The sequence below is a fragment of the Burkholderia seminalis genome, from assembly GCF_001718535.1.
Taxonomy (GTDB): Bacteria; Pseudomonadota; Gammaproteobacteria; order Burkholderiales; family Burkholderiaceae; genus Burkholderia; species Burkholderia seminalis.
Genome location: NZ_CP013398.1, coordinates 2,490,069 through 2,513,635, shown reverse-complemented (window position 1 = coordinate 2,513,635; position 23,567 = coordinate 2,490,069). Strand labels below are relative to the sequence as shown.

The following is a 23,567-nucleotide window of genomic DNA, read 5'->3' as shown; positions in this document are numbered from 1 at the left end:
GTGCGGCACGCGAGAGCGTCCCGCAAGCCGCGCCTGACTATGGCCTAACGATGAACCGGTAATCATGGAATTCACGACCGTACTGTTCTACATCTTCGCGCTGCTCCTGGTGGTATCAGGGCTGAAGGTGATCACTTCGCGCAACCCGGTGGCGTCTGCGCTTTTCCTTGTGCTGGCGTTCTTCAACGCCGCCGCGATCTGGATGCTGCTGGAAGCGGAGTTCCTCGCGATCCTGCTGGTGCTGGTCTACGTGGGCGCCGTGATGGTGCTGTTCCTGTTCGTCGTGATGATGCTGGATATCAACATCGACTACCTGCGCCGCGACTTCAAGCGCTTCGTGCCGATGGCGACCGTGGTCGGCGCGATCATCGTGATCGAGACCGCGCTGATCCTGTGGCGCGGTTACGGCGACACGCACACCGTGCATGCGATGGCGACGGGCGAGATGGCCAACTGGTCGAACACGCGCCTGATCGGCAAGGTCATCTACACCGACTACATCTTCGCGTTCGAAATCGCCGGTCTCGTGCTGCTGGTCGCGATCATCGCCGCGATCGGGCTGACCGAGCGCAAGGGCAAGGACAGCAAGCGCCAGCGCGTGTCGGATCAGGTCAAGGTGCGCCGCAACGACCGCGTGCGCCTCGTGAAGATGGAAGCGGACAAGCCGCAGCCGGAAACGGCGCAGAGCGAAGCCGGTTCGGGCACCAACGGCTAAGCGGAGGAAAAGAAAATCATGCTGACTCTTGCTCACTACCTTGTGCTCGGCGCGATCCTGTTTGCGATCGCGATCGTCGGGATCTTCCTGAACCGCCGCAACGTCATCATCATCCTGATGTCGATCGAACTGATGCTGCTGGCGGTGAATACCAACTTCGTCGCGTTCTCGCATTACCTCGGCGACGTGCACGGCCAGATCTTCGTGTTCTTCGTGCTGACCGTCGCGGCAGCGGAAGCCGCGATCGGTCTTGCGATTCTGGTGACCCTGTTCCGTAAGCTCGACACGATCAATGTCGAGGATCTCGATCAGCTCAAAGGTTAATTTCAGGCAACGCTGTTATGTCAACGACACTCAATGAAAACCTGCTGCTGGCGATTCCGCTCGCTCCGCTGGCCGGCTCGCTGATTGCGGGGCTGTTCGGGAACGCAGTCGGGCGCAAGGGCGCACACCGGATCACGATCCTCGGCGTGATGATCGCGTTCCTCCTGTCGGCGAAAGTCTTCCTCGACGTGATGGGCGGCGCAAGCTTCAACGCGACCGTCTACGAATGGATGAACGTCGGCTCGCTGAAACTCGAAGTCGGCTTCCTCGTCGATTCGCTGACCGCGATGATGATGGTCGTCGTGACCTTCGTCTCGCTGATGGTGCACGTGTACACGATCGGCTACATGGCGGAAGAAGACGGCTACCAGCGCTTCTTCTCGTACATCTCGCTGTTCACGTTCTCGATGCTGATGCTCGTGATGAGCAACAACTTCCTGCAGCTGTTCTTCGGCTGGGAAGCGGTGGGTCTGGTGTCGTACCTGCTGATCGGCTTCTACTTCACGCGTGAGAGCGCGATCTACGCGAACATGAAGGCGTTCCTCGTGAACCGCGTGGGCGACTTCGGCTTCCTGCTCGGCATCGGCCTGCTGCTCGCGTTCGCCGGCTCGATGAACTACGGCGAAGTGTTCGCGAAGCGCGCGGAACTCGCGAGCCTGCACTTCCCGGGCACCGACTGGGGCCTGCTGACCGTGGCCTGTATCTGCCTGTTCATCGGCGCGATGGGCAAGTCGGCACAGTTCCCGCTGCACGTGTGGCTGCCGGACTCGATGGAAGGTCCGACGCCGATTTCGGCGCTGATTCACGCGGCGACGATGGTGACGGCCGGTATCTTCATGGTGTCGCGCATGTCGCCGCTGTTCGAGCTGTCGGATACCGCGCTGTCGTTCATCACGGTGATCGGCGCGATCACGGCGCTCTTCATGGGCTTCCTCGGCATCGTCCAGAACGACATCAAGCGCGTGGTCGCGTACTCGACGCTGTCGCAGCTCGGCTACATGACCGTCGCGCTCGGCGTGTCCGCCTACCCGGTCGCCGTGTTCCACCTGATGACGCACGCGTTCTTCAAGGCGCTGCTGTTCCTCGGCGCCGGCTCGGTCATCATGGGCATGCACCACGACCAGGACATGCGCAACATGGGCGGCCTGCGCAAGTACATGCCGATCACGTGGATCACGTCGCTCGTCGGTTCGCTCGCGCTGATCGGCACGCCGTTCTTCTCGGGCTTCTACTCGAAGGATTCGATCATCGACGCGGTGAAGCTGTCGCACCTGCCGGGTTCGGGCTTCGCGTACTTCGCGGTCGTCGCGAGCGTGTTCGTCACGGCGCTGTACTCGTTCCGCATGTACTTCCTGGTGTTCCACGGCGAGGAGCGCTTCCGCAAGCCGAAGCATCCGGAGTCGCCGATGGGCATGGCGGCCGCGCACGGCCACGACGATCACGGCCATGGCCACGGTCATGACGACCACGCGCACGAGCCGCACGAGACCCCGTGGGTCGTGTGGGTGCCGCTGGTCCTGCTGGCGATCCCGTCGGTGATCATCGGTGCGATCGCGATCAGCCCGATGCTGTTCGGCGACTTCTTCCAGCATGGCGTCGCCTTCGACAAGGTGATCTTCATCGGCGAAAACCACCCGGCGCTCGCCGAGATGGCCGAAGAGTTCCACGGCTGGGTGGGCATGGGCCTGCACTCGGTGTCGGGCCTGCCGGTCTGGCTCGCGCTCGCCGGCGTCGTGGTCGCCTGGTTCCTGTACCTGAAGCGTCCGGAACTGCCGGCGTCGATCCGCCGCGCGTTTGGCCCGATCTACACGCTGCTGGACAACAAGTACTACCTGGACAAGATCAACGAAGTGGTGTTCGCCCGTGGTTCGGTGGCGATCGGCCGCGGCCTGTGGAAGGAAGGCGACGTCGTGGTGATCGACGGCCTCGTCAACGGCAGCGCCCGGTTCATCGGCTGGTTCGCCGGCGTGATCCGCTTCCTCCAATCCGGTTACATCTATCACTACGCGTTCGCCATGATCATCGGCATGCTGGGGCTCCTGACCCTGTTTGTAACGCTCGGCGGCAAATAAGGCGAGGGGACAAGAACAATGCACGCTTTTCCGATTCTCAGTACCGCGATCTGGTTGCCGATCGTTTTCGGCCTCCTGGTACTCGCGGTAGGTAACGACAAAAATCCGGGGACGGCCCGCTGGATCGCGCTGATCGGCTCGCTGCTCGGTCTCGCGGTCACGATCCCGCTGATCACGGGCTTCGACTCGAGCACGGCCGCGCTGCAGTTCGTCGAGAAGTCGACCTGGATCGAACGCTTCGACATCGCGTATCACCTCGGCGTCGACGGCATCTCGATGTGGTTCGTCGTGCTGACCGCGCTGATCACGGTGATCGTCGTGATCGCCGCGTGGGAAGTGATCACCGAGAACGTCGCGCAGTACCTCGCGGCGTTCCTGATCCTGTCCGGGATCATGATCGGCGTGTTCTCGGCGGCCGACGGCCTGCTGTTCTACGTGTTCTTCGAGGCGACCCTGATCCCGATGTACATCATCATCGGCGTGTGGGGCGGCCCGAACCGCGTGTACGCGGCGTTCAAGTTCTTCCTGTACACGCTGGCCGGCTCGCTGCTGATGCTGGTCGCGCTGATCTACCTGTACACGGAAACGCACTCGTTCGACCTCGCGACGTGGCAGAACGCGAAGATCGCGATGACGCCGCAGATCCTGTTGTTCATCGCCTTCTTCCTCGCCTTCGCGGTGAAGGTGCCGATGTGGCCGGTGCACACGTGGCTGCCGGACGCGCACGTGGAAGCGCCGACGGGCGGCTCGGTCGTGCTGGCCGCGATCATGCTGAAGCTCGGCGCCTACGGTTTCCTGCGCTTCTCGCTGCCGATCACGCCTGACGCGAGCCACTTCCTGGCACCGGTCGTGATCACGCTGTCGCTGATCGCGGTGATCTACATCGGCCTCGTCGCGATGGTGCAGGCCGACATGAAGAAGCTGGTCGCGTATTCGTCGATCGCGCACATGGGCTTCGTCACGCTCGGCTTCTTCATCTTCAACCAGCTCGGCGTCGAAGGCGCGATCATCCAGATGATCTCGCACGGCTTCGTGTCGGGCGCGATGTTCCTCTGCATCGGCGTGCTGTACGACCGCGTGCACTCGCGCCAGATCGCCGATTACGGCGGCGTCGTCAACGTGATGCCGAAGTTCGCGGCATTCGCGATGCTGTTCTCGATGGCCAACTGCGGCCTGCCGGGTACGTCGGGTTTCGTCGGCGAGTTCATGGTGATTCTCGCGGCCGTCCAGTACAACTTCTGGATCGCCTTCGGCGCGGCGTTCACGCTGATCCTCGGTGCGGCCTACACGCTGTGGATGTACAAGCGCGTGTACTTCGGCGCGGTGGCGAACGATCACGTTGCCAAGCTGAAGGACATCGGCCGTCGCGAATTCCTGATGCTGGCCGTGCTCGCCGCGTTCACGCTGCTGATGGGTCTTTATCCGAAGCCTTTCACGGACGTGATGCACGTTTCCGTGGAAAACCTCCTCTCCCACGTCGCGCAGTCGAAGCTGCCGCTGGCCCAGTAATCGCGAGCGGAGGAAACCAAGATCATGAATGCTCCTATGAATGTCCTGTTGCCTGACGCGCTGGTGATGGCCGCCATCGTCGTCGCATGGCTGAACGACACCTTTACCGGTGCTTCCGGCCGCCGCCTGACCTATCTGATCGCGGTCGTTTCGTCGGTCGTCGCGGGCGTGTGGTTCGCGGTGCAGGCACTCGACCCGCAGCAGTACTACTTCTTCTCGAAGATGGTCGTCGTCGACTCGTTCGCGAGCACGATGAAGGCCGTCGTGTCGTTCGGTTTCGCGGTCTCGCTGGTCTATTCGCGCAAGTACCTCGAAGATCGCGACATGTTCCGCGGCGACGTGTTCCTGCTCGGCATGTTCTCGCTGCTCGGCCAGCTGGTCATGGTGTCGGGCAACAACTTCCTGACGCTGTACCTCGGTCTCGAACTGATGTCGCTGTCGCTGTATGCCGTGATCGCGCTGCGCCGCGACGCCGCGCAGTCGAGCGAAGCCGCGATGAAGTACTACGTGCTGGGCGCGCTCGCGTCGGGCTTCGTGCTGTACGGCATCTCGATGCTCTACGGCGCGACCGGCTCGCTCGAGCTGGGCGAGGTGTACAAGGCCGTCGGCGGCAACACCGACGCAGCCGTGCTGATGTTCGGCGTGGTCTTCATCGTCGCCGGTATCGCGTTCAAGCTGGGTGCCGTGCCGTTCCACATGTGGGTGCCGGACGTCTACCAGGGCGCACCGACCGCGATGACGCTGTTCGTCGGCGGCGGCCCGAAGGTTGCCGCGTTCGCGTGGGGCCTGCGTTTCCTGGTGATGGGCCTGCTGCCGCTCGCTCAGAACTGGCAGACCGCGCTCGTGATCCTCGCCGCGCTGTCGCTGATCGTCGGCAACATCACCGGTATCGTCCAGCGCAACATCAAGCGGATGCTCGCCTACTCGGCGATCTCGAACATGGGCTTCGTGCTGCTCGGCCTGCTCGCGGGCATCGTGAAGGGCGACGCGGCGGCACCGGCGAACGCCTACAGCTCGGCGATGTTCTACGCGATCGTCTACCTGATCACGACGCTTGGCTCGTTCGGCGTGGTGATGCTGCTCGCACGCCGCGATTTCGAAGCGGAAACGATCGACGACTTCAAGGGCCTCAACAAGCGCAGCCCGGTGTTCGCGTTCGTGATGATGGTCATGATGTTCTCGCTGGCCGGCATCCCGCCGACCGTCGGCTTCTATGCGAAGCTGGCCGTGCTCGAGGCGACCGTCAACGCGGGCCTCACGTGGCTGGCCGTGCTGGCCGTGATCACGTCGCTGTTCGGCGCGTTCTACTACCTGCGCATCGTGAAGCTGATGTATTTCGATGCACCGCAGGATTCGACGCCGATCACGGGTGATTTCTGCAAGCGCACGATCCTCGTGCTGAACGGCCTGGCGGTCGTCGTGCTCGGCCTGATTCCGAGCCCGCTGCTGACGGCCTGCCTGCAGGCAATTCGTCACACGCTGCCGCTGTAATGTCGGCAGCCGGCTGGTTTATCGTGCTGTTGGCGCTCGTATGCGCCAACCTCCCGTTCCTGAACCAACGCCTCTTCGCCGTCGTGCCGTTCGGCGCGGCGAAGAAGAGCGCGTGGGTGCGGATCGGCGAGCTGATCGTGCTGTATTTCATCGTCGGCGCGCTCGGCTTCTGGCTCGAATCGCGTGCCGGCAACCGCTTTGAACAGGGCTGGCAGTTTTACGCGATCACGTTCAGTCTGTTCGTCGTGTTCGCGTTCCCCGGCTTCACGTTCCAGTATCTCGTCAAACGACGCTGACGGCCCCCGGCCGTCCGTCGTGCTCATCCAGGAGCCGCCGATGGCCGAACTACCCAATCACGACGCCGCACTGACCGAAACCTGCCTCGAGAGCGAGGCGATTTTCGAAGGCGCGTTCCTCAAGCTCAAGCGCGACACCGTCCGTCTGCCGGACGGCAAGAAGGCCACGCGCGAATACGTCCAGCATCCGGGCGCGGTGATGGTGATCCCGCTGTTCGACGACGGCCGCGTGCTGATGGAAAGCCAGTATCGCTATCCGATCGGCAAGGTGATGGCCGAATTCCCGGCCGGCAAGCTCGATCCGGACGAAGGCGCGCTCGCGTGCGCGGTGCGCGAACTGCGCGAGGAAACGGGCTACACGGCGCGTGAATACGTGTTCCTGGCCCGCATTCACCCGATCATTTCCTATTCGACCGAATTCATCGACCTGTACCTTGCGCGCGGGCTGACGGCCGGCGAGCGCAAGCTCGACGAAGGCGAATTCCTCGAGACCTTCACCGCGACGCAGGCCGATCTGCAGGAGTGGGTGCGCACGGGCCAGATCACCGACGTGAAGACGATCATCGGCATGATGTGGCTCGACAAGGCGCTGTCCGGCGCCTGGCCGCTCGGGCCGGTCCTGACGCCCTGAGCGTCGCGCCAACGGCGGGCGGGGCGCCGCGTTACAATCCGGTGACGCGGTGCGTTCGTCCCGCGCGATCGGGATTTAGCACGATCGTTCACAAAACCGCAATTTGCGCTACACTCGTCACACGCCCTGATTCAGCATGAAGGTCCTCGATTTACAGTGCCCGCACGGTCATCGGTTCGAAGGCTGGTTCGCTTCCGCCGATGAATTCGAAGCGCAGTTGTCCCGCAAGCTGGTCGAATGTCCGGTGTGCGGAACGACCGAGGTCAACCGTCTGCCGTCGGCGCCGCGCCTGAACTTGTCGGGCGCGACGCAGGCCCGGCCGGCCGATCCGCGTGCGCTGCAGGCGCAGGTGATGCGTGCGCTGCGCGAGGTGCTGGAGAAAACCGAGAATGTGGGCGAGCGCTTCGCCGAGGAAGCGCGGCGCATCCATTACAACGAGGCGCCCGCACGCAGCATTCGTGGCGTCACGACGCCGGAAGATGCGCAATCCTTGGCCGAAGAAGGCATCGACGTGATGCCGCTGCCGATTCCTGCCGCGCTGAAAGAACCGCTGCAATGACGCATGCAGCGGATCCTTGCCGGGGCGGACGGCCGCGGCGAGCGTCTGCATGAGACCGGAGCAACCGCTGAAGCGCGCACTCCGGCCGACAGGAGACACTGCGCATGGATCTGGATTATTCCCCCGCCGACGACGCGTTCCGCGTTGACGTCCGCGCCTGGCTCGAGGCCAACCTGCCTCACGCGCTGCGCGCCAAAGTACTCGATCACAAACGACTCGACCGCGAGGATTTCGCGAGCTGGCACCGGATTCTCGGCCAGCGCGGCTGGTCCGCGCCCGCGTGGCCCGTCGAATACGGCGGCCCGGGCTGGAACGCGACGCAGCGACACATCTGGGATGAGGAGTGCGCGCGGATCGGCGCGCCGACCGTGCTGCCGTTCGGCGTGTCGATGGTCGCACCGGTGCTGATGAAGTACGGCAGCGAGGCGCAGAAACGCCACTATCTGCCGCGCATACTCGACGGTTCCGACTGGTGGTGCCAGGGTTACTCGGAGCCCGGTTCGGGATCCGATCTCGCATCGCTGCGCACGCGCGCCGAGCGCCATGGCGACCACTACGTCGTCAACGGCCAGAAGACCTGGACGACGCTCGGCCAGCACGCCGACATGATGTTCTGCCTCGTCCGGACCGATCCGGCCGCGAAGAAGCAGGAGGGCATCTCGTTCCTGCTGATCGACATGAAGACGCCCGGCATCACCGTGCGCCCGATCGTCATGCTCGACGAGGACCACGAGGTCAACGAAGTGTTCTTCGAGGACGTGAAGGTGCCGGTCGAGAACCTCGTCGGCGACGAGAACCGCGGCTGGACCTACGCGAAATACCTGCTCGGCCACGAGCGCACCGGCATCGCACGCGTCGGCGCGTCGAAACGCGAGCTCGCGTTCCTGAAGCGCGTGGCGTCGAACCAGCGCAAGAACGGCAAGCCGTTGCTCGCCGATCCGGTATTTGCCGCGAAGGTCGCGGCGCTCGAAGTCGAGCTGATGGCGCTCGAGGTGACGGTGCTGCGTGTCGTCAGCCGCGAGACGAGCGGCAAGGGGCCCGGCCCCGAGGCATCGATGCTGAAGATCAAGGGCACCGAGGTGCAGCAGGCGCTCACCGAACTGATGGTCGATGCGATCGGCCCGCTCGCCGCGCCGTTCGACGTGCCGTTCCTCGACGGCGAGCGCGAGCACAGCATCGCGGGCGACGACGATGCGGCGCCGCTTGCCGCGTACTACTTCAATTACCGGAAGACGTCGATCTACGGTGGCTCGAACGAGATCCAGAAGAACATCATCGCGCAGATGATTCTGGGGCTGTGATCAGGGAACGGAGACAACCATGGATTTCAGCTTTACCGATGAGCAGCAGCAGTTCGCCGACGCGCTGCGCCGGTATCTCGGCGAGCAATACGGCTTCGACGCGCGTCAGGCGATCGTGCGCGGCGACACGGGTGTCTCGGACGCGCAATGGCGCGCATTCACCGAACTGGGGTTGACCGCATTGCCGGTGCCCGACGCCCAGGGCGGCTTCGGCGGCGGTCCGGTCGACATGCTGATCGTGATGCAGGAGCTCGGCCGCGCGCTCGTGATCGAGCCGTACTGGGCCACGGCGGTCGGCGTCGAGGCACTGCGCATCGCCGGCTCCGGCGCGGGCGACGATGCCGCGTTGCTGGAGGCGGTGGCGCAGGGACAGAAACGGCTGGCGGTTGCGTTCCATGAGCCGCAGGCGCGCTACGATCTGTACGAGCTCGACACGCATGCGCGCGAGCACGGCGGCACGTACCGGCTGACCGGCATCAAGTCGGTCGTTCAGCACGGCGCACAGGCGCATGCGTGGATCGTGCCCGCGCGTGTCGATGGCGGCGGCATCGGCCTGTTCGTCGTCGAACGCGACGCGGCGAACGCGAAGGTGACCGACTACCGGACGATCGACGGCCAGCGTGCCGCGACGATCGAATTCAACGCAACGCCGGCCCGGCTGCTGACGGGCGGTGCGCGCGACGCGGCGGCGCTCGAGCAGGTTGCCGATTACGCGACGTTCCTGCTGTGCGCGGAAGCGGTCGGCGCACTCGACGAGCTGAATCGCGCGACGGTCGAATACACGAAGACGCGCGAGCAGTTCGGCGTGCCGATCGCGCGTTTTCAGGCACTGCAGCACCGGATGGTCGACATGCTGATCCATGCGGAGCAGGCGCGCTCGCTGACCTATCTGGCGGCGGTGCGCTACGCGAGCGGCGACGCCGATGCGCGGCGCAAGGCCGTGTCCGCCGCGAAGGCACGTGTCGGCGCGGCCGCGCGTTTCGTCGGCCAGCAGGCCATTCAGTTGCATGGTGGCATGGGCGTGACCAACGAGGTCGCTGCCGCGCATTTGTTCAAGCGGCTGACGATCATCGAGACGACGCTCGGCGACACCGACCATCATCTTGCCCGGATCGCGGCGCTGCCCGATTTCGCGCAGGCCGACGCGGCATGACGGCGACGCGCGAGCGCGCCAGACAAGGAGACTTGCAAGTGGGTATCAGTTACGAAGACCTGGTGGTCGGCAGCACGACCGAAGTGGGCCGCTACACGTTCGAGCCCGACGACATCAAGGCGTTCGCGCAGCGCTACGATCCGCAACCGTTCCATCTCGACGAGGCGGCCGGGAAGGCATCGCATTTCGGCGGCCTCGTCGCGAGCGGCTGGCATACGTGCTCGGTGTTCATGAGCCTGCTCGTCCGGAAGCTCGGGCCGGATTCGACCAGCATGGGCTCGCCGGGCATCGACTCGATCCGCTGGCTCAAGCCGGTGCGGGCCGGCGACACGATCACGATGTACCAGAAGGTTCACGACAAGCGCGTGTCGGAGAGCAAGCCCGACCGCGGCATCGTGTCGACGGAGTGGGTCGGCGTGAACGAAGCCGGCGAGACGGTGATCAGCGTGCATACGAAGGTGCTTTTCGGGCTGCGCCATCCGGGAGGGGCGAGCGCATGACGGACGTGACCTTGCCGCTGATCGCGTCGGCCGAGGTGTTGCAGGCACGGGTCGGCGCGGAGCCGCTCGCGAGCGGCTGGATCGCGATCGACCAGCATCGCGTCGACGGTTTCGCCGACGCGACCGGCGATCATCAATGGATTCACGTCGATCCCGAGCGCGCCCGACGCGAGTCGCCGTTCGGCGGACCGATCGCGCACGGGTTCCTGACGCTGTCGCTGATTCCCGCGTTGATGACCGATGCGATGCGCTTCGAGCAGAAGATGGGCGTGAACTACGGGCTGAATCGCGTGCGATTCCTGAAGCCGGTGCCGGTCGGTGCACGCGTGCGTGCGCTGTTCGCGGTGAAGGAAACCGCCGGCGCCGCGCAGGGCGGGGTGCAGGTGACGTGGTCGGTGTCGATCCAGGTCGAGCGTCCCGATGCGCCGCTGCTGGTGTGCGCGGCGGAGTTCATCACGCTGCACTACTTCTGACGCGCGGGGCGGCAGGCACGCTTGCCGCCCCGTCCGTCACCTGCGTGTCAGTGCTTCGCGTACTGCGTCGCGCCGAACAGCACTTCGCGAGCCTTGTCGTCCTGCAGTGCCTTGCGCATCGACGCGAGCACCTCGACGCCGCGCTGCACGGCGGGGCGCGCGGCGATCGCGTCGTACCAGCGCTTCACGTTCGGCAACTCGTCGAGCACGATGCCCTGGTTTTGCCACGAACGCGTCCACGGGAACGTCGCAATGTCTGCGATCGTGTACGCGTCGCCCGCGAGATATTCGGATTCGCCGAGGCGTTTGTCCATCACGTTGTACAGGCGTTTCGCTTCGTTCGTGTAGCGGTTGACCGCGTATTCGATCTTCTCCGGCGCGTACAGGCGGAAGTGGTGCGCCTGCCCGAGCATCGGGCCGACGCCGCCCATCTGGAACATCAGCCACTCGAGCGTTGCATAGCGCGTGGCCGGATCGGTCGGCAGGAACTTGCCGGTCTTCTCCGCGAGATAGATCAGGATCGCGCCCGATTCGAACAGCGAGATCGGTTTGCCGCCGGGACCGTCCGGATCGACGATGGCCGGGATCTTGTTGTTCGGGCTGATCTTCAGGAAGTCGGGCTTGAACTGGTCGCCTGCGCCGATATCGACCGGATGTGCACGGTATGCGAGGCCCGTTTCCTCGAGCATGATGTGTACCTTGTGGCCGTTCGGGGTCGCCCAGCTATAGACGTCGATCATCGTCAACTCCTCGGTTGCATGCGCGAAAACGGCGCCGGGGGCGCCGCGACAGGCGGACATTAGAGCATGGATCGACGCGGGCTGCTGGCGACGGAAACGTGCCTGGCGATGCGTGTGCGCAGGCGGCGTGAAGCGCGCCGCCGACGTCGGGCGCGACGTGCGTCAGTGCATTTCTTGCGCGGTATCGAGCGCCGTTACGACCGGGCGGCGTCGCGTCGTCACGGGAGAAGGCTGGCTCGATCAGCGCTTGTAACGCGGCTGGCGTTTCTCGAGAAACGCGGTGATGCCTTCGAGCCCGTCCGCATGATGCAGCGACGCGACGAAATGATCGCGCTCGGTACCGAGATGCGGTTCGAGCGATTGCGTCGTCGCATCGTCGAGCAGCGACTTGATGCGTGTGAGGGCGTTCGGCGAGATGCCGGCGAGTGCGTCGGCCCACGCGAGCGCGTCGGTCAGTGCCGCGCCGGGCACGGCGAGCCGGTTGACGACGCCGAGCGCATGCAGGCGTTCGGCCGTGACCGGCTTGCCTTCGAACAGAAGTTCGGCCGCCATCGCGCGCGGCAGTGCGCGCGCGAGGAACCACGAACCGCCGCCGTCCGGCGTGAGGCCCACACGCGCATACGACATCACGAATTTCGCGTCGTGCGCGGCGACGATCAGGTCGCACGCGAGCGCGAGCGAGAAACCCGCGCCGGCCGCGGCGCCTTCGACGGCTGCGATCACCGGTTTCGTCGACGCGCGGATCGCCGTGACCCAAGCGGCGAGCTGGTCGATGCTGTCGGCCTGGTAGGACGGATCCTTCGAACGGTTCTCGAGCAGCCGGTTCAGGTTGCCGCCCGCGCAGAAGAAGCGATCGGCACCGGTCAGGACGACTGCTCGAATCGCGGGATCGCGATCGGCGGTGGCAATCGCCTCGATGCCGGCCGCGTACATGTCGGGATGCAGCGCATTGCGCGCGCCGGGATTGGACAGCGTGAGGACGAGCGTCGAATCGCTCTCGGGCGGACGCGAGGCCAGCAGTTCAGCACTCATGCGAGCGTGTCTCCATCGGATGGCGGGGCGGCTGCGCCGCGCATGTTGCGCGAACAGCCGGAATGGCTGCCGCAGCGGATGTAATGTTGTCGTGACGAACGCAAAACTTGCTTTAGACTAGCACGAACGTGCTTTTCGGCGCGACGAATCTCGATGCGGCCGGCACCGTTACGGCCGCGCTTCAGCAAGGAAGGAGACCCTGATGCTACAGCTGTGCGGTATGCCGTTGTCCAACTATTACAACAAGGTGAAGTTCGTGCTGCTCGAGCACGACATTCCGTTCGAGGAGTCGGTGTGCGGTTTGCCGATCAGCGATCCGGCCCGGCTCGTCGATTCGCCGCTCGGCAAGATTCCGTTCCTGAAGACCGAGGAAGGCGCATTGTTCGAGTCGCAGGCGATCGTCGAATACCTGGCCGCGCGCTATCCCGAAAAAGGCATTTTCCCGGCGAGTCCGTTCGCGGCCGCGAAGGTGCGCGAACTGGTCGAGACGCTCGAGCTGTATCTCGAATGGATGACGCGCGAGGTCTATACGGAGGCATTTTTCGGCGGCAAGGTCAGCGACGGGACGAAGGCGCACGTCGAGAAGCGCCTGCCGCGTGCGATCGATGCGTTCAAGCAGATGACGCGGTTTTCGCCGTATGTGCTCGGCGAGACGTTTGGCCTCGCGGACATCGCCGCGTGGGTTCATCTGCCGGTCATCGGGATGGCGACGAAGGCGATATTCGGGCGCGATTTCCTGCTCGACGCCGGCATCGACTGGAAGGCGCACGCGAAGCAGGTCGGCGAGCGTCCGGCCGCGCAGCGCGTGGCCGCCGAGCGCAAGGCATATATCGAAGCGACGCGCGTCGCGCGCTCGTAAGCGCGGTTCCGGCAGGGCGGCGGGGGCCGCCCATACGGGGTTTACAGGCGGGCGAGCCGTTCGAGCGCGGACGCGAGCGTGCTTTCCTGCTTCGCGAAGCAGAAGCGTACGACGCCCGATTCATGCGGCTCGTGATAGAACGCCGACACCGGAATGGCGGCCACGCCGATCTCCGACGTGAGCCACTTCGAGAATTCCGCCTCGGGCAGGTCGCTGATCGCCGAGTAATCGACGCACTGAAAGTACGTGCCCGTGCACGGCAGCAGCTTGAAGCGCGTGCGCTCGAGGCCCGCACGGAAGAAGTCGCGCTTCTTCTGGTAGAAACCGGCCAGCGACAGATACGGTGCCGGGTCGCGCAGGTAGTCGGCGAGCCCGATCTGCATCGGCGTGTTCACCGTGAAGACGTTGAACTGGTGGACCTTGCGGAATTCCGCGGTCAGCGCGGCAGGCGCCGCGACGTAGCCGACCTTCCAGCCCGTCACGTGATAGGTCTTGCCGAAGCTCGACACGATGAAGCTGCGTGCGGCGAGTTCCGGGTAGCGCGCAACGCTTTCGTGGCGTGCACCGTCGTAGACCATGTGCTCGTACACTTCGTCGGACAGGATCAGCACGTTGGTGCCGCGCACGATGTCCGCGAGCTTGCGCATGTCCGCCTCGCGCCACACGGTACCCGTCGGGTTGTGCGGCGTATTGATCAGGATCATTCGCGTTTTCGGCGTGATCGCGGCCGCGAGGCGGTCGAACGGGATCGCATAATCGGGCGCCTCGAGCGTGACGAACACGGGCTTGCCGCCCGCGAGCTCGATCGACGGCAGGTAGCTGTCGTAGGTCGGTTCGACGACGATCACTTCATCGCCCGGATGCACCGCGCACAGGATCGCCGTCAGCAGCGCCTGCGTCGCGCCGGCCGTCACCGTGATCTCGGTGGCCGGATCGTAGCGCCGGCCATAGACCTGCGCGATCTTGTCGGCGATCGCGTCGCGCAGCGGTGCGACGCCGGCCATCGGCGGATACTGGTTGTGCCCGTTGCGCATCGCGGTCGCGACCGCATCGACGATGCGCGGATCGCAATCGAAATCCGGGAAGCCCTGGCCGAGGTTCACCGCGCCTTTTTCGGCGGCAAGCGCGCTCATGACCGTGAAGATCGTCGTGCCGACGTTCGGCAGGCGCGAGGGGAAAACGGGAGTCGTTGGCATGTCTGAAGGAGCGTTCATCGATACGGTCGGATTCGGGTGATGCGGCGCAGGTCAGGCCGGCGTGGTCGTCGTGTCCGGTGCGGCGTCGAGCGCGCAGGCCTCGGCAAACGGCGCGGGCTGCGCGATCCGGAAGCCGAAGTCGCGTGCGGTGCGCTTCGCGAGCTTCAGCAGCGCGCGGTCTTTCGATACGAGCCACTCGGCCTGCGCGGCGCGGGCAAGTTCGAGAAACTTCTGGTCGTCGCGGTCCTTGCACTTCGGCAGCGGCGGCGCGTCGGCGTCGACAGGCGGCGGCTCGACGAGGCTCGCGAGGCGGGCGACGGTCGCGAGTGCGGCCGCCTTGTCGATCGCGCGCGACTGGAACTGCGGATAGTCGAGCACGTATTCGAGCTCGGTCAGGCAGCGGCCGTCGATCACGGCGGCAAGCGCGCCGCTTTCCAGCGCGGCCCGGATCGGGCGCGTAGCGGGGTCGTCGAATACGAGGATGTCGATCCAGACGTTCGAGTCGAGCACGACGCGGTGCGCGGCGTGCGGGGCGAGAGAGCGGGTCATTCGTTACAATCGGTGGTTTTCGTCTGACCGCAAGGCACGGCGTGCCAGCGAGCCTCTATGATAATCGTTCTCTCTCCAGCCAAATCCCTCGACTACGATACGCCCGCGCACGTCCAGTCTTACACGAAGCCTGCATTCGTCGACGACGCGTCCGAGCTGATCGACGGCCTGCGCAAGCTGTCGCCGCAGGACATCGCGACGCTGATGGATATCTCCGATCCGCTTGCGCGCCTGAATTTCCAGCGCTATGCCGACTGGTCGCGGTCCTTCACGCCGGCCAATGCGAAGCAGGCCGTGCTCGCGTTCAACGGCGACGTCTATGAAGGTTTCGACGCGAAATCGCTGTCGTCGGCCGATCTCGACTATGCGCAGCAGCACGTGCGCGTGCTGTCGGGCCTGTACGGATTGCTGCGTCCGCTCGACCTGCTGCAGCCGTACCGGCTCGAGATGGGCACGCGCTTCGCGAACGCGCGCGGCAAGGATCTGTACGCGTTCTGGGGCGATCGCATCACGCGGGCGCTGAACGAGCAGCTCGAGACGCGCAGCGGCGCGGCGCGTGTGCTGGTCAACTGCGCGTCGACCGAATACTTCAAGTCGGTCAAGCCGAAGCTGCTGGCCGCGCCGGTCGTCACGCCGGTGTTCGAGGACTGGAAGGGCGGCCGCTACAAGATCATCAGCTTCCATGCGAAGCGCGCGCGCGGGCTGATGGCGCGTTTTGTCGTCGAGAACCGGATTGCCGACCCGAAGGCACTGAAGGATTTTGCGACGGAAGGCTATGCGTTCGACGCGGCTGCGTCGAACGATTCGACGTACGTATATCGCCGGCGAGTCGGCGAGTGACCCGGCCGGCCGTTCACGAGACGGCCGGCACATGCATGAGGCCCGGCGCGCGGCATACCGTGCGTTCGGCCGCCCGCTTTACATGGGACCGGTGCGAGCGTCAAAGCGCTCACGCCGATCGACAAAGGAGAGACAGATGGCCCTTTCGATCACCAGCAATTTCGACGCAGGCGCGATCGACGTCGTGTCGTGCGACAGCCCCGACGCGATCCGGCTGCGCGTGCGCGGCGACAATCGCTCGGAATTCGCGCAATGGTTTTACTACCGGCTGACGGGCGCGCGCGGCGAGCGGTGCGTGATGACGTTCGAGAACGCGGCCGAATGCGCGTATCCGTCGGGCTGGCGCAACTATCAGGCGGTGGCGAGCTACGATCGGGTCGACTGGTTTCGCGTGCCGACGACGTTCGACGGCAAGACGATGACCATCGACCATACGCCGGCGTTCGACAGCATCTACTACGCGTATTTCGAGCCGTATTCGGAAGAGCGTCATGCGGCGTTTCTCGGCGCGGTCCAGCAGCTGCCACAGGCGAGCGTCGTCGAACTTGGCCGTACGGTCGAAGGCCGTCCGATGTCGCTGCTGACGCTCGGCACGCCGGAAACCGGCGACGCGCCGAAGAAGAAGGTATGGATCATCGCGCGCCAGCATCCGGGCGAGTCGATGGCCGAGTGGTTCGTCGAGGGCCTCGTCAAGCGGCTGGCGGGATGGGGCGACTGGGCTGGCGATCCGGTCGCGCGCAAGCTCTACGATCGCGTGACGTTCCACATCGTCCCGAACATGAACCCGGACGGCAGCGTGCATGGCAACCTGCGCACCAATGCGGCAGGCGCGAACCTGAATCGCGAGTGGATGGCGCCGGATGCCGAGCGCAGCCCCGAAGTGCTGGCCGTCCGTGACGCGATCCATGCGATCGGCTGCGACATGTTCTTCGACATTCACGGCGATGAGGATCTGCCGTACGTGTTCGTCGCCGGTTCGGAGATGCTGCCGAGCTTTACCGCGCAGCAGGGCAAGGAACAGGCCGCGTTCATCGACGCGTTCAAGGTCGCGAGTCCCGACTTCCAGACCGAGCACGGCTATGCGGCAAGCAAGTACAAGGAAGATGCGCTCAAGCTGGCGTCGAAATACATCGGCCACCAGTTCGGTTGCCTGTCGCTGACGCTCGAGATGCCGTTCAAGGACAACGCGAACCTGCCCGACGAGCGTGTCGGCTGGAACGGCGAGCGCAGCGCGGCGCTTGGCGCGGCGATGCTGGCCGCGATCCTGGTGCACGTCGACACGTTCGCGTAAGCGTATCGTCGTCATATGAAAAAAGCCGGGGCATCACAGGATGCCCCGGCTTTTTTGCGTCTGTCGTTGCCGCTCGGTCGTATCAGGACTTCTTCGCGGTTTTTTTCTTGACGGCTTTCTTCTGGCCGCTCGATTTCTTCGTGGTCACGGCCTTCTTGCCGGTGCGGCCCGATGCCTTCGCCTTGGCCTTGCCGCGGTGCGACTTGCCCTTGAACTTCTTCGTCGACGACGAGCGTTCCACGCGCGGCTTCAGCGGTGGGACGGGGTCGTTCCAGCTGAACGCGAGCATTTGCTGGCCGACATAACCGCAACGGAATTTCAGCGGCGTCGGGTCGCTGCCGTCGCTGTGAATGCCTTGCCCGTCGACCGTGACGATGTTGTCGACCTTCACGCGCTGCTTGCCCTGGTCGAACGAGTCGTTCCACGGCGTGATCGTCGCGTTGCCGCTGTCGAATGCGTTCGGCGCGAAGTCGACGCGGTCGAACGCTGTCGAGGTACTGGCGATGAAGCTGCCGTGCGCCGCACAATCGGCGGCGAGCGGATCGGCATGCATCTCGTTGACGAATTTGTTGATCAGTTCGGAGCGCTGGTCGAGCAGGTCGGCGAATGCCGGTGTGGGAAGCGCAAGCGACAGGCCCGCGATACAGGCTGCCAGCTTGCCGAGCGCCCGGAAAATCCGGAGCGAGGCAGGTGAGCTGTCCATCTGGTTATTGGTGAGGAGCGAATGAGACATCGGGCTCCTATAGATGCCCGATGAAGAACAGGAGTTCAATCTTAGCGTAAAAAAGTTGTGCGGCAGTAGACGGCCTGTTCTGCCGCGCCGCGGAAGAGGCGTGCGGCATGCGTGGACCGTGTGTGAATCCGGAGGAAATTCAGGCGCGCGGGCCGCCGAGGCGATAGCGCCGGACGTCGAAGGTCGTGACCCACGCAGGGCGGTAGACGGCGATGAGTGCCGTCGCCATGCCGGTGAACCACGCTTCGCCGAGCGCGAGCAGCGCGGTGTTCAGCAGATAGCCGGCCGGAATGACGACGGGCACGCCGTCCGCGAGCGCGAGCTGGACACCGGCCGCCGCTGCGGCGACCGCGACGATCGCGATGGCCGGCGACAGGAACCCCTGCCCGGTGATGAACGATGCGAGATTGTGCGGCAACCACGCGAGCGCGGCGCGCTGCAGCAACGCCGACACGGCGACAGGGAGCGCCCCGTAGATCAGATAGGTCAGGCCAATGCCCTGCCACGGCGCGTCGAAGATGATCGCGGCAACCGCCGTGACGGCGCCCATTGCGATCAGCGCGAGTGTCCAGTCGAACAGTGTGACGAGCAGCGTGGCGCCAAGCAAATGCATGACGATGCCGTCTTCGAGCCAGGCATTCGATGCCCAGAGGACCGAAATTGCGGTGACGAGCGCGAGCCACACGTGCTGCAGCGTGGCATCCTGCAGGCGTACGAACGGGCGATTCCAGATCGCGAGCGCGAGCAGGGCCGCGGCGGCGATCCAGCCACCGATGCCAACCCAGAGCGGAAGCGGTGTGAAAAGAAAACCCATGCGTTCATATTACTCGTTGAGCATCAAAGGTGGGAATCCACACATACCGACCGTCGCAATATCGAGACTGTTTGCCTAGCGCCCGCGCCGGAACCGTGCCGGTGGCTCGGCGGCGAGTGGCAGGTCTTGCGTGCCGGCGTTCACGGCCGGCAATGGGTACGGATGGTCGTTCCGTTGTGCACGCAGCGGAACCGGACCGCGTTCGCCGATGTTCGGTTTGCGTGCGCGGTTGCGGTTCGCCAGCAGCACCTCGAGGTGCGGCGAGAGCCAGCCGTTGTAGATCGCGACCGCGGCGGCGCGGTTTGCGGCACCGAGCTGCTGGAAGATGCTGGCGAGGTGGATCTTCACGGTGCCTTCGCTGATGCCGAGCGTCCGGGCGATCATCTTGTTCGTGCTGCCCATGTGGACGAAGCGCATGATCTGCGCTTGCCGCGGCGACAGGAGGCCGCTGGGCGGGCGGCGGGGAAGCGATCCGGCAAGCGTCTGGAAATGGGCATCGTGGCGTGCCGCGGCCACGGAGGGCAGCAGACTCAGCGCGCTCGGCGGAATGTAGTGCCCGCCCAGCAGCACGATCTCGAGCGCCCGCACGATCAGGTGCGGCCGCGTGGAGTGCGGGATCACGCCCGCGACACCATGGTTGAAGAAGCGCTGGACGGCATCGGGTGGCGCTTCGTCGACCAGCACGGCGGCCGGTGTCGGCGAGCACGCGCTGCAGATCGCCTGAAGCTCGCCGAGCCGGCCTACGTCGAGCCAGTCGATCGCGACGAGGTCGAAGCGCTGGGCACGCAGCAGGCGGCGCGCCTGGAAACTGTCGGGCGCATCGTTGATGCTGGCGTGACGGTCGATCTGCCGCAGCAGGGCCTTCAGTCCATCACGCCGCTCGGCGTCTGAATTGAGCATCAGGAACCGCATATTCAATCTCCGTTAGGTTGAGTCATTGATTGCTGTCGGGCATGCGTTGATTCCGATCATGACAAAGACCTTACACGATGTCTGCTAGGCTGAAAGGCTTAGGAGTTGTCCGAAATTTCGGGCGGAAAAGGATCGGACAAGAAAAAAGCCGCTCCGGCGGGAACCGGGAGCGGCTTCGGACCGACAGGCCGTGGCGGCCTGCGGCGTCGGATCAGTGGAAGTGCGGCTGGGCGGGCGATGCGTCTTCCGGCATTTCCGCATGGACGATTTCGCCGAGCGGATCCGCGTAGAGCGGCACGCCGCAGTCGTCGCAGTATTCCGGTTCGAAGCGGCCCGCGTGCCTGCGGACGTCGGTTACGCCGCATTCCTTCAGCAGGCTCACGATTTCCTCGAGCGGTCCTTCCATCGGCGCTTCGTCTTCGAGCGTCGCGTTGTCGATCGACACGTCGCCGTTTTCGCGGCCGTACAGCGGCCAGACGACACCGTAGATCACGTCGTTGCTGGCGCGCCGCGTGAAGCCGACGCGATACTCGTCGATGCGGCGTTCGCCGAAGCCGGCGACCACCGCGCGCAACTCCTGCGGCGCCGCACCAAGTGTGTCAAACAGATAACGAATGGCCGTTCGTACCGTGTGCGGACGGATACGCTCGTCCGCATCGCGGCAGGCCGAGTAGTACGCGTCCGGAAGCAGGCATTCGAATTCGCAGCCGGGCAGGGCGATCGACAGGTTCGGGCCGCCCTGGGCCGTCCACTGCTCGAGACACTGGCCGCGTTCGATCCGGCTGCCGTTCTCCTCTTCCTGCCAGCGGAACAGCGGCGCGCCGGCAGGCGCGGCGACGACCGCAAGGAGGAAGCGGGGATCGGCCAGGATCGGCGACGTTTCGGGCAGGTCGCCGAAGCCCAGTTTGGGCGTGTGCTGGCCGATCGCCGCATGCGCGAGCTGCTGCGCAAGGCGGTAGGTCTCGACGTGATGCCGCGGCAGCTGGTCGATGCTGTAGAGGAACGGCGCCAGCCCGACGAGCGTGCCGTTCGCGAGGACGTGTGCTTGCAGGTGCGTTCGCAGCGCGTCGGTAACGTCCCCCTTGAGCGGACCCGACGGAATCATGTAGCGCGTCCACGCGAGCACTGGAACCGCGACCAGCAGCGCATCGTACGGCTGGCCGTCGTGCTCGATCACCATCGACTCGCTGTGCGTCTCGGCCATGTCGGCCAGTGCACCGTACGCGTCGGGGTGATTCTGCTGAAGATGATCGAGTGCTGCGTCGAGCGTGGTCTGGTTGCCGTTGCGGACAATCTTGGCGAGCAGCGCATCGAGCTTCGCTTCCCAGAAGCGATCCTCGATGCGGCTGCCCGAGGCGAAGAGCGCAAGCGACAGACCGACCAGTTTGTCGGCATCGGGGGGGAGGCGTTTGGCGATTCGCTGGCGCATATTAAAGACGTATATAGAAAGAGGCGAAGAACCTCACATTCTAGTCCGTTCTGTGCACCATAAGCGGTCTCGTGCCGGGACATGCGTGGCGGGCCGAAATGCGGCTTTCGTAGAAAAAGTTGCGTCGAGCCCCTTGCGCGATTGCCGACGGGTGCATAGAATCACGCCTCTTTCGCGCTCACGGAAACGCGGCGCGGGAGGAAGGGAAGCAGTGCGGTTGGGGCCCGGCAGGAACGGCCTCGGCGGTACGGAAGTTGAGCCCCGCGGTCGCAACGACGTAGTGCAAAAAGTTGTTGACGAGCTGCGAAACACGGTTCATAATCTCGCTTCTCTGCTGCTGAAAACGCAGCGCTGCCGGGAAACACGATGTTCCTCGCAGATTGCTCTTTAAAAATTAACAGCCGATAAGTGTGGGCGCTTGATGGCAGCGAGCTGATCCTCGGATCAGATAGCGAAAGTATCAAGAGTCTCACACTAAAGTAAGTCAGGTTTATGAAGTGATTCATATTCCTGTCAGCTTTGAGTGAGCGACCGGTTCTTAACCGAACCGAAAACAGTAACAGGTTTAAACTGAAGAGTTTGATCCTGGCTCAGATTGAACGCTGGCGGCATGCCTTACACATGCAAGTCGAACGGCAGCACGGGTGCTTGCACCTGGTGGCGAGTGGCGAACGGGTGAGTAATACATCGGAACATGTCCTGTAGTGGGGGATAGCCCGGCGAAAGCCGGATTAATACCGCATACGATCCATGGATGAAAGCGGGGGACCTTCGGGCCTCGCGCTATAGGGTTGGCCGATGGCTGATTAGCTAGTTGGTGGGGTAAAGGCCTACCAAGGCGACGATCAGTAGCTGGTCTGAGAGGACGACCAGCCACACTGGGACTGAGACACGGCCCAGACTCCTACGGGAGGCAGCAGTGGGGAATTTTGGACAATGGGCGAAAGCCTGATCCAGCAATGCCGCGTGTGTGAAGAAGGCCTTCGGGTTGTAAAGCACTTTTGTCCGGAAAGAAATCCTTGGCTCTAATACAGTCGGGGGATGACGGTACCGGAAGAATAAGCACCGGCTAACTACGTGCCAGCAGCCGCGGTAATACGTAGGGTGCAAGCGTTAATCGGAATTACTGGGCGTAAAGCGTGCGCAGGCGGTTTGCTAAGACCGATGTGAAATCCCCGGGCTCAACCTGGGAACTGCATTGGTGACTGGCAGGCTAGAGTATGGCAGAGGGGGGTAGAATTCCACGTGTAGCAGTGAAATGCGTAGAGATGTGGAGGAATACCGATGGCGAAGGCAGCCCCCTGGGCCAATACTGACGCTCATGCACGAAAGCGTGGGGAGCAAACAGGATTAGATACCCTGGTAGTCCACGCCCTAAACGATGTCAACTAGTTGTTGGGGATTCATTTCCTTAGTAACGTAGCTAACGCGTGAAGTTGACCGCCTGGGGAGTACGGTCGCAAGATTAAAACTCAAAGGAATTGACGGGGACCCGCACAAGCGGTGGATGATGTGGATTAATTCGATGCAACGCGAAAAACCTTACCTACCCTTGACATGGTCGGAATCCTGCTGAGAGGCGGGAGTGCTCGAAAGAGAACCGGCGCACAGGTGCTGCATGGCTGTCGTCAGCTCGTGTCGTGAGATGTTGGGTTAAGTCCCGCAACGAGCGCAACCCTTGTCCTTAGTTGCTACGCAAGAGCACTCTAAGGAGACTGCCGGTGACAAACCGGAGGAAGGTGGGGATGACGTCAAGTCCTCATGGCCCTTATGGGTAGGGCTTCACACGTCATACAATGGTCGGAACAGAGGGTTGCCAACCCGCGAGGGGGAGCTAATCCCAGAAAACCGATCGTAGTCCGGATTGCACTCTGCAACTCGAGTGCATGAAGCTGGAATCGCTAGTAATCGCGGATCAGCATGCCGCGGTGAATACGTTCCCGGGTCTTGTACACACCGCCCGTCACACCATGGGAGTGGGTTTTACCAGAAGTGGCTAGTCTAACCGCAAGGAGGACGGTCACCACGGTAGGATTCATGACTGGGGTGAAGTCGTAACAAGGTAGCCGTATCGGAAGGTGCGGCTGGATCACCTCCTTTCCAGAGCTTCTCGCACAAGTTGAGCGCTCACGCTTATCGGCTGTAATT

General features: G+C 63.9%; 23 protein-coding genes and 1 rRNA gene. 16 read left to right on the top strand and 8 right to left on the bottom strand.

All coding sequences use genetic code 11. The features are described 5' to 3' along the window. Positions 1-64 precede the first annotated feature (64 nt). From WJ12_RS11360 to WJ12_RS11305, 12 genes are all read left to right on the top strand, one after another. Positions 65-715, top strand: coding sequence for an NADH-quinone oxidoreductase subunit J (locus WJ12_RS11360; RefSeq protein ID WP_011545812.1), 651 nt, complete (start codon positions 65-67; stop codon positions 713-715). An 18-nt stretch (positions 716-733) separates the two neighbouring features. After that, entirely contained in the window at positions 734-1,039 is a 306-nt protein-coding gene (nuoK, locus tag WJ12_RS11355; protein WP_006478272.1) for an NADH-quinone oxidoreductase subunit NuoK, read from the top strand. Between the two features lie 17 nt (positions 1,040-1,056). Next, positions 1,057-3,111, top strand: a complete 2,055-nt coding sequence (gene nuoL / locus WJ12_RS11350; protein WP_034190808.1) for an NADH-quinone oxidoreductase subunit L — start codon at positions 1,057-1,059, stop codon at positions 3,109-3,111. Positions 3,112-3,129: 18 nt separating this feature from the next. Next, positions 3,130-4,620 carry an NADH-quinone oxidoreductase subunit M gene (locus WJ12_RS11345; protein WP_021162817.1) on the top strand — a complete coding sequence of 497 codons (1,491 nt, stop codon included), beginning with the start codon at positions 3,130-3,132 and terminating at the stop codon, positions 4,618-4,620. Between the two features lie 36 nt (positions 4,621-4,656). Continuing rightward, positions 4,657-6,111, top strand: a complete 1,455-nt coding sequence (gene nuoN, locus WJ12_RS11340) for an NADH-quinone oxidoreductase subunit NuoN (RefSeq protein ID WP_175028768.1) — start codon at positions 4,657-4,659, stop codon at positions 6,109-6,111. Beyond that, positions 6,111-6,407: a DUF2818 family protein gene (locus WJ12_RS11335; RefSeq protein WP_034190810.1), complete on the top strand. Its 297-nt coding sequence runs from the start codon at positions 6,111-6,113 to the stop codon at positions 6,405-6,407. The genes nuoN and WJ12_RS11335 overlap by 1 nt, the downstream gene beginning before the upstream one ends. Positions 6,408-6,447: 40 nt before the next feature. Beyond that, entirely contained in the window at positions 6,448-7,038 is a 591-nt protein-coding gene (locus WJ12_RS11330; protein ID WP_059558097.1) for an NUDIX domain-containing protein, read from the top strand. Positions 7,039-7,174: 136 nt separating this feature from the next. After that, positions 7,175-7,597: a DUF1178 family protein gene (locus WJ12_RS11325; protein ID WP_034190812.1), complete on the top strand. Its 423-nt coding sequence runs from the start codon at positions 7,175-7,177 to the stop codon at positions 7,595-7,597. A 104-nt stretch (positions 7,598-7,701) separates the two neighbouring features. Further along, positions 7,702-8,898, top strand: coding sequence for an acyl-CoA dehydrogenase family protein (locus tag WJ12_RS11320; protein ID WP_059558095.1), 1,197 nt, complete (start codon positions 7,702-7,704; stop codon positions 8,896-8,898). A gap of 19 nt (positions 8,899-8,917) precedes the next feature. After that, positions 8,918-10,051: an acyl-CoA dehydrogenase family protein gene (locus WJ12_RS11315; protein WP_059558094.1), complete on the top strand. Its 1,134-nt coding sequence runs from the start codon at positions 8,918-8,920 to the stop codon at positions 10,049-10,051. A 38-nt stretch (positions 10,052-10,089) separates the two neighbouring features. Beyond that, entirely contained in the window at positions 10,090-10,551 is a 462-nt protein-coding gene (locus tag WJ12_RS11310; RefSeq protein WP_034190838.1) for a MaoC family dehydratase, read from the top strand. Then, entirely contained in the window at positions 10,548-11,024 is a 477-nt protein-coding gene (locus WJ12_RS11305; protein WP_059558092.1) for a MaoC family dehydratase, read from the top strand. The genes WJ12_RS11310 and WJ12_RS11305 overlap by 4 nt, the downstream gene beginning before the upstream one ends. Before the next feature lie 47 nt (positions 11,025-11,071). On the opposite strand, the gene WJ12_RS11300 is transcribed toward WJ12_RS11305, so the two are convergent. Together WJ12_RS11300 and WJ12_RS11295 are read right to left on the bottom strand one after the other, a co-directional pair. Beyond that, entirely contained in the window at positions 11,072-11,764 is a 693-nt protein-coding gene (locus WJ12_RS11300) for a glutathione binding-like protein (RefSeq protein ID WP_059558204.1), read from the bottom strand. A 240-nt stretch (positions 11,765-12,004) separates the two neighbouring features. Further along, a complete protein-coding gene (locus tag WJ12_RS11295) occupies positions 12,005-12,796 on the bottom strand; it encodes an oxepin-CoA hydrolase, alternative type (protein WP_034190817.1) in 792 nt (263 codons plus the stop codon). A gap of 202 nt (positions 12,797-12,998) precedes the next feature. Between WJ12_RS11295 and WJ12_RS11290 the strand changes: the two genes are divergently transcribed. Beyond that, on the top strand, positions 12,999-13,655 hold the full coding sequence (locus tag WJ12_RS11290; RefSeq protein ID WP_059558091.1) for a glutathione S-transferase family protein: 657 nt from the start codon (positions 12,999-13,001) through the stop codon (positions 13,653-13,655). A 41-nt stretch (positions 13,656-13,696) separates the two neighbouring features. Here the strand turns inward: WJ12_RS11290 and WJ12_RS11285 are convergent, their stop codons facing one another. Then, the gene (locus tag WJ12_RS11285) at positions 13,697-14,869 is read right to left on the bottom strand and encodes a pyridoxal phosphate-dependent aminotransferase (protein ID WP_034190819.1); all 1,173 of its coding nucleotides are present in this window, start codon (positions 14,867-14,869) and stop codon (positions 13,697-13,699) included. 33 nt (positions 14,870-14,902) lie between these two features. After that, positions 14,903-15,400 (bottom strand): putative toxin-antitoxin system toxin component, PIN family, encoded by a 498-nt coding sequence (locus WJ12_RS11280; protein WP_034190820.1) that lies wholly within the window; start codon positions 15,398-15,400, stop codon positions 14,903-14,905. Between the two features lie 57 nt (positions 15,401-15,457). On the opposite strand from WJ12_RS11280, the gene yaaA reads away from it, so the two are divergent. Together yaaA and WJ12_RS11270 are read left to right on the top strand one after the other, a co-directional pair. Beyond that, positions 15,458-16,240: a peroxide stress protein YaaA gene (gene yaaA, locus WJ12_RS11275; protein ID WP_034190821.1), complete on the top strand. Its 783-nt coding sequence runs from the start codon at positions 15,458-15,460 to the stop codon at positions 16,238-16,240. A gap of 136 nt (positions 16,241-16,376) precedes the next feature. After that, positions 16,377-17,531 carry a M14 family metallopeptidase gene (locus WJ12_RS11270; protein WP_034190822.1) on the top strand — a complete coding sequence of 385 codons (1,155 nt, stop codon included), beginning with the start codon at positions 16,377-16,379 and terminating at the stop codon, positions 17,529-17,531. An 82-nt stretch (positions 17,532-17,613) separates the two neighbouring features. Here WJ12_RS11270 and WJ12_RS11265 read toward each other — a convergent pair whose 3' ends face one another. From WJ12_RS11265 to WJ12_RS11250, 4 genes are all read right to left on the bottom strand, one after another. Then, complete coding sequence (locus tag WJ12_RS11265; RefSeq protein ID WP_049028785.1) at positions 17,614-18,264, bottom strand: BspC domain-containing protein; 651 nt, start codon at positions 18,262-18,264, stop codon at positions 17,614-17,616. Positions 18,265-18,403: 139 nt separating this feature from the next. Continuing rightward, positions 18,404-19,078: an energy-coupling factor ABC transporter permease gene (locus WJ12_RS11260; RefSeq protein WP_034190824.1), complete on the bottom strand. Its 675-nt coding sequence runs from the start codon at positions 19,076-19,078 to the stop codon at positions 18,404-18,406. A 75-nt stretch (positions 19,079-19,153) separates the two neighbouring features. After that, entirely contained in the window at positions 19,154-19,990 is an 837-nt protein-coding gene (locus WJ12_RS11255) for a response regulator transcription factor (protein WP_034190825.1), read from the bottom strand. A gap of 211 nt (positions 19,991-20,201) precedes the next feature. Beyond that, positions 20,202-21,419 (bottom strand): DUF2863 family protein, encoded by a 1,218-nt coding sequence (locus WJ12_RS11250; protein WP_034190826.1) that lies wholly within the window; start codon positions 21,417-21,419, stop codon positions 20,202-20,204. A 567-nt stretch (positions 21,420-21,986) separates the two neighbouring features. Between WJ12_RS11250 and WJ12_RS11245 the strand changes: the two genes are divergently transcribed. Beyond that, positions 21,987-23,519, top strand: a 16S ribosomal RNA gene (locus WJ12_RS11245). Positions 23,520-23,567: the final 48 nt, after the last annotated feature.

Coding starts and splice junctions, on each gene's coding strand:
- WJ12_RS11335 (WP_034190810.1), top strand. CDS start 6,111: ATGTCGGCAGCCGGCTGGTTTATCGTGCTGTTGGCGCTCGTATGCGCC.
- WJ12_RS11250 (WP_034190826.1), bottom strand. CDS start 21,419: ATGCGCCAGCGAATCGCCAAACGCCTCCCCCCCGATGCCGACAAACTG.
- WJ12_RS11345 (WP_021162817.1), top strand. CDS start 3,130: ATGCACGCTTTTCCGATTCTCAGTACCGCGATCTGGTTGCCGATCGTT.
- WJ12_RS11300 (WP_059558204.1), bottom strand. CDS start 11,764: ATGATCGACGTCTATAGCTGGGCGACCCCGAACGGCCACAAGGTACAC.
- nuoL (WP_034190808.1), top strand. CDS start 1,057: ATGTCAACGACACTCAATGAAAACCTGCTGCTGGCGATTCCGCTCGCT.
- WJ12_RS11270 (WP_034190822.1), top strand. CDS start 16,377: ATGGCCCTTTCGATCACCAGCAATTTCGACGCAGGCGCGATCGACGTC.
- WJ12_RS11320 (WP_059558095.1), top strand. CDS start 7,702: ATGGATCTGGATTATTCCCCCGCCGACGACGCGTTCCGCGTTGACGTC.
- WJ12_RS11360 (WP_011545812.1), top strand. CDS start 65: ATGGAATTCACGACCGTACTGTTCTACATCTTCGCGCTGCTCCTGGTG.
- WJ12_RS11260 (WP_034190824.1), bottom strand. CDS start 19,078: ATGGGTTTTCTTTTCACACCGCTTCCGCTCTGGGTTGGCATCGGTGGC.
- WJ12_RS11330 (WP_059558097.1), top strand. CDS start 6,448: ATGGCCGAACTACCCAATCACGACGCCGCACTGACCGAAACCTGCCTC.
- WJ12_RS11295 (WP_034190817.1), bottom strand. CDS start 12,796: ATGAGTGCTGAACTGCTGGCCTCGCGTCCGCCCGAGAGCGATTCGACG.
- WJ12_RS11280 (WP_034190820.1), bottom strand. CDS start 15,400: ATGACCCGCTCTCTCGCCCCGCACGCCGCGCACCGCGTCGTGCTCGAC.
- nuoN (WP_175028768.1), top strand. CDS start 4,657: ATGAATGTCCTGTTGCCTGACGCGCTGGTGATGGCCGCCATCGTCGTC.
- WJ12_RS11285 (WP_034190819.1), bottom strand. CDS start 14,869: ATGAACGCTCCTTCAGACATGCCAACGACTCCCGTTTTCCCCTCGCGC.
- WJ12_RS11305 (WP_059558092.1), top strand. CDS start 10,548: ATGACGGACGTGACCTTGCCGCTGATCGCGTCGGCCGAGGTGTTGCAG.
- yaaA (WP_034190821.1), top strand. CDS start 15,458: ATGATAATCGTTCTCTCTCCAGCCAAATCCCTCGACTACGATACGCCC.
- WJ12_RS11325 (WP_034190812.1), top strand. CDS start 7,175: ATGAAGGTCCTCGATTTACAGTGCCCGCACGGTCATCGGTTCGAAGGC.
- nuoK (WP_006478272.1), top strand. CDS start 734: ATGCTGACTCTTGCTCACTACCTTGTGCTCGGCGCGATCCTGTTTGCG.
- WJ12_RS11265 (WP_049028785.1), bottom strand. CDS start 18,264: ATGTCTCATTCGCTCCTCACCAATAACCAGATGGACAGCTCACCTGCC.
- WJ12_RS11255 (WP_034190825.1), bottom strand. CDS start 19,990: ATGCGGTTCCTGATGCTCAATTCAGACGCCGAGCGGCGTGATGGACTG.
- WJ12_RS11290 (WP_059558091.1), top strand. CDS start 12,999: ATGCTACAGCTGTGCGGTATGCCGTTGTCCAACTATTACAACAAGGTG.
- WJ12_RS11315 (WP_059558094.1), top strand. CDS start 8,918: ATGGATTTCAGCTTTACCGATGAGCAGCAGCAGTTCGCCGACGCGCTG.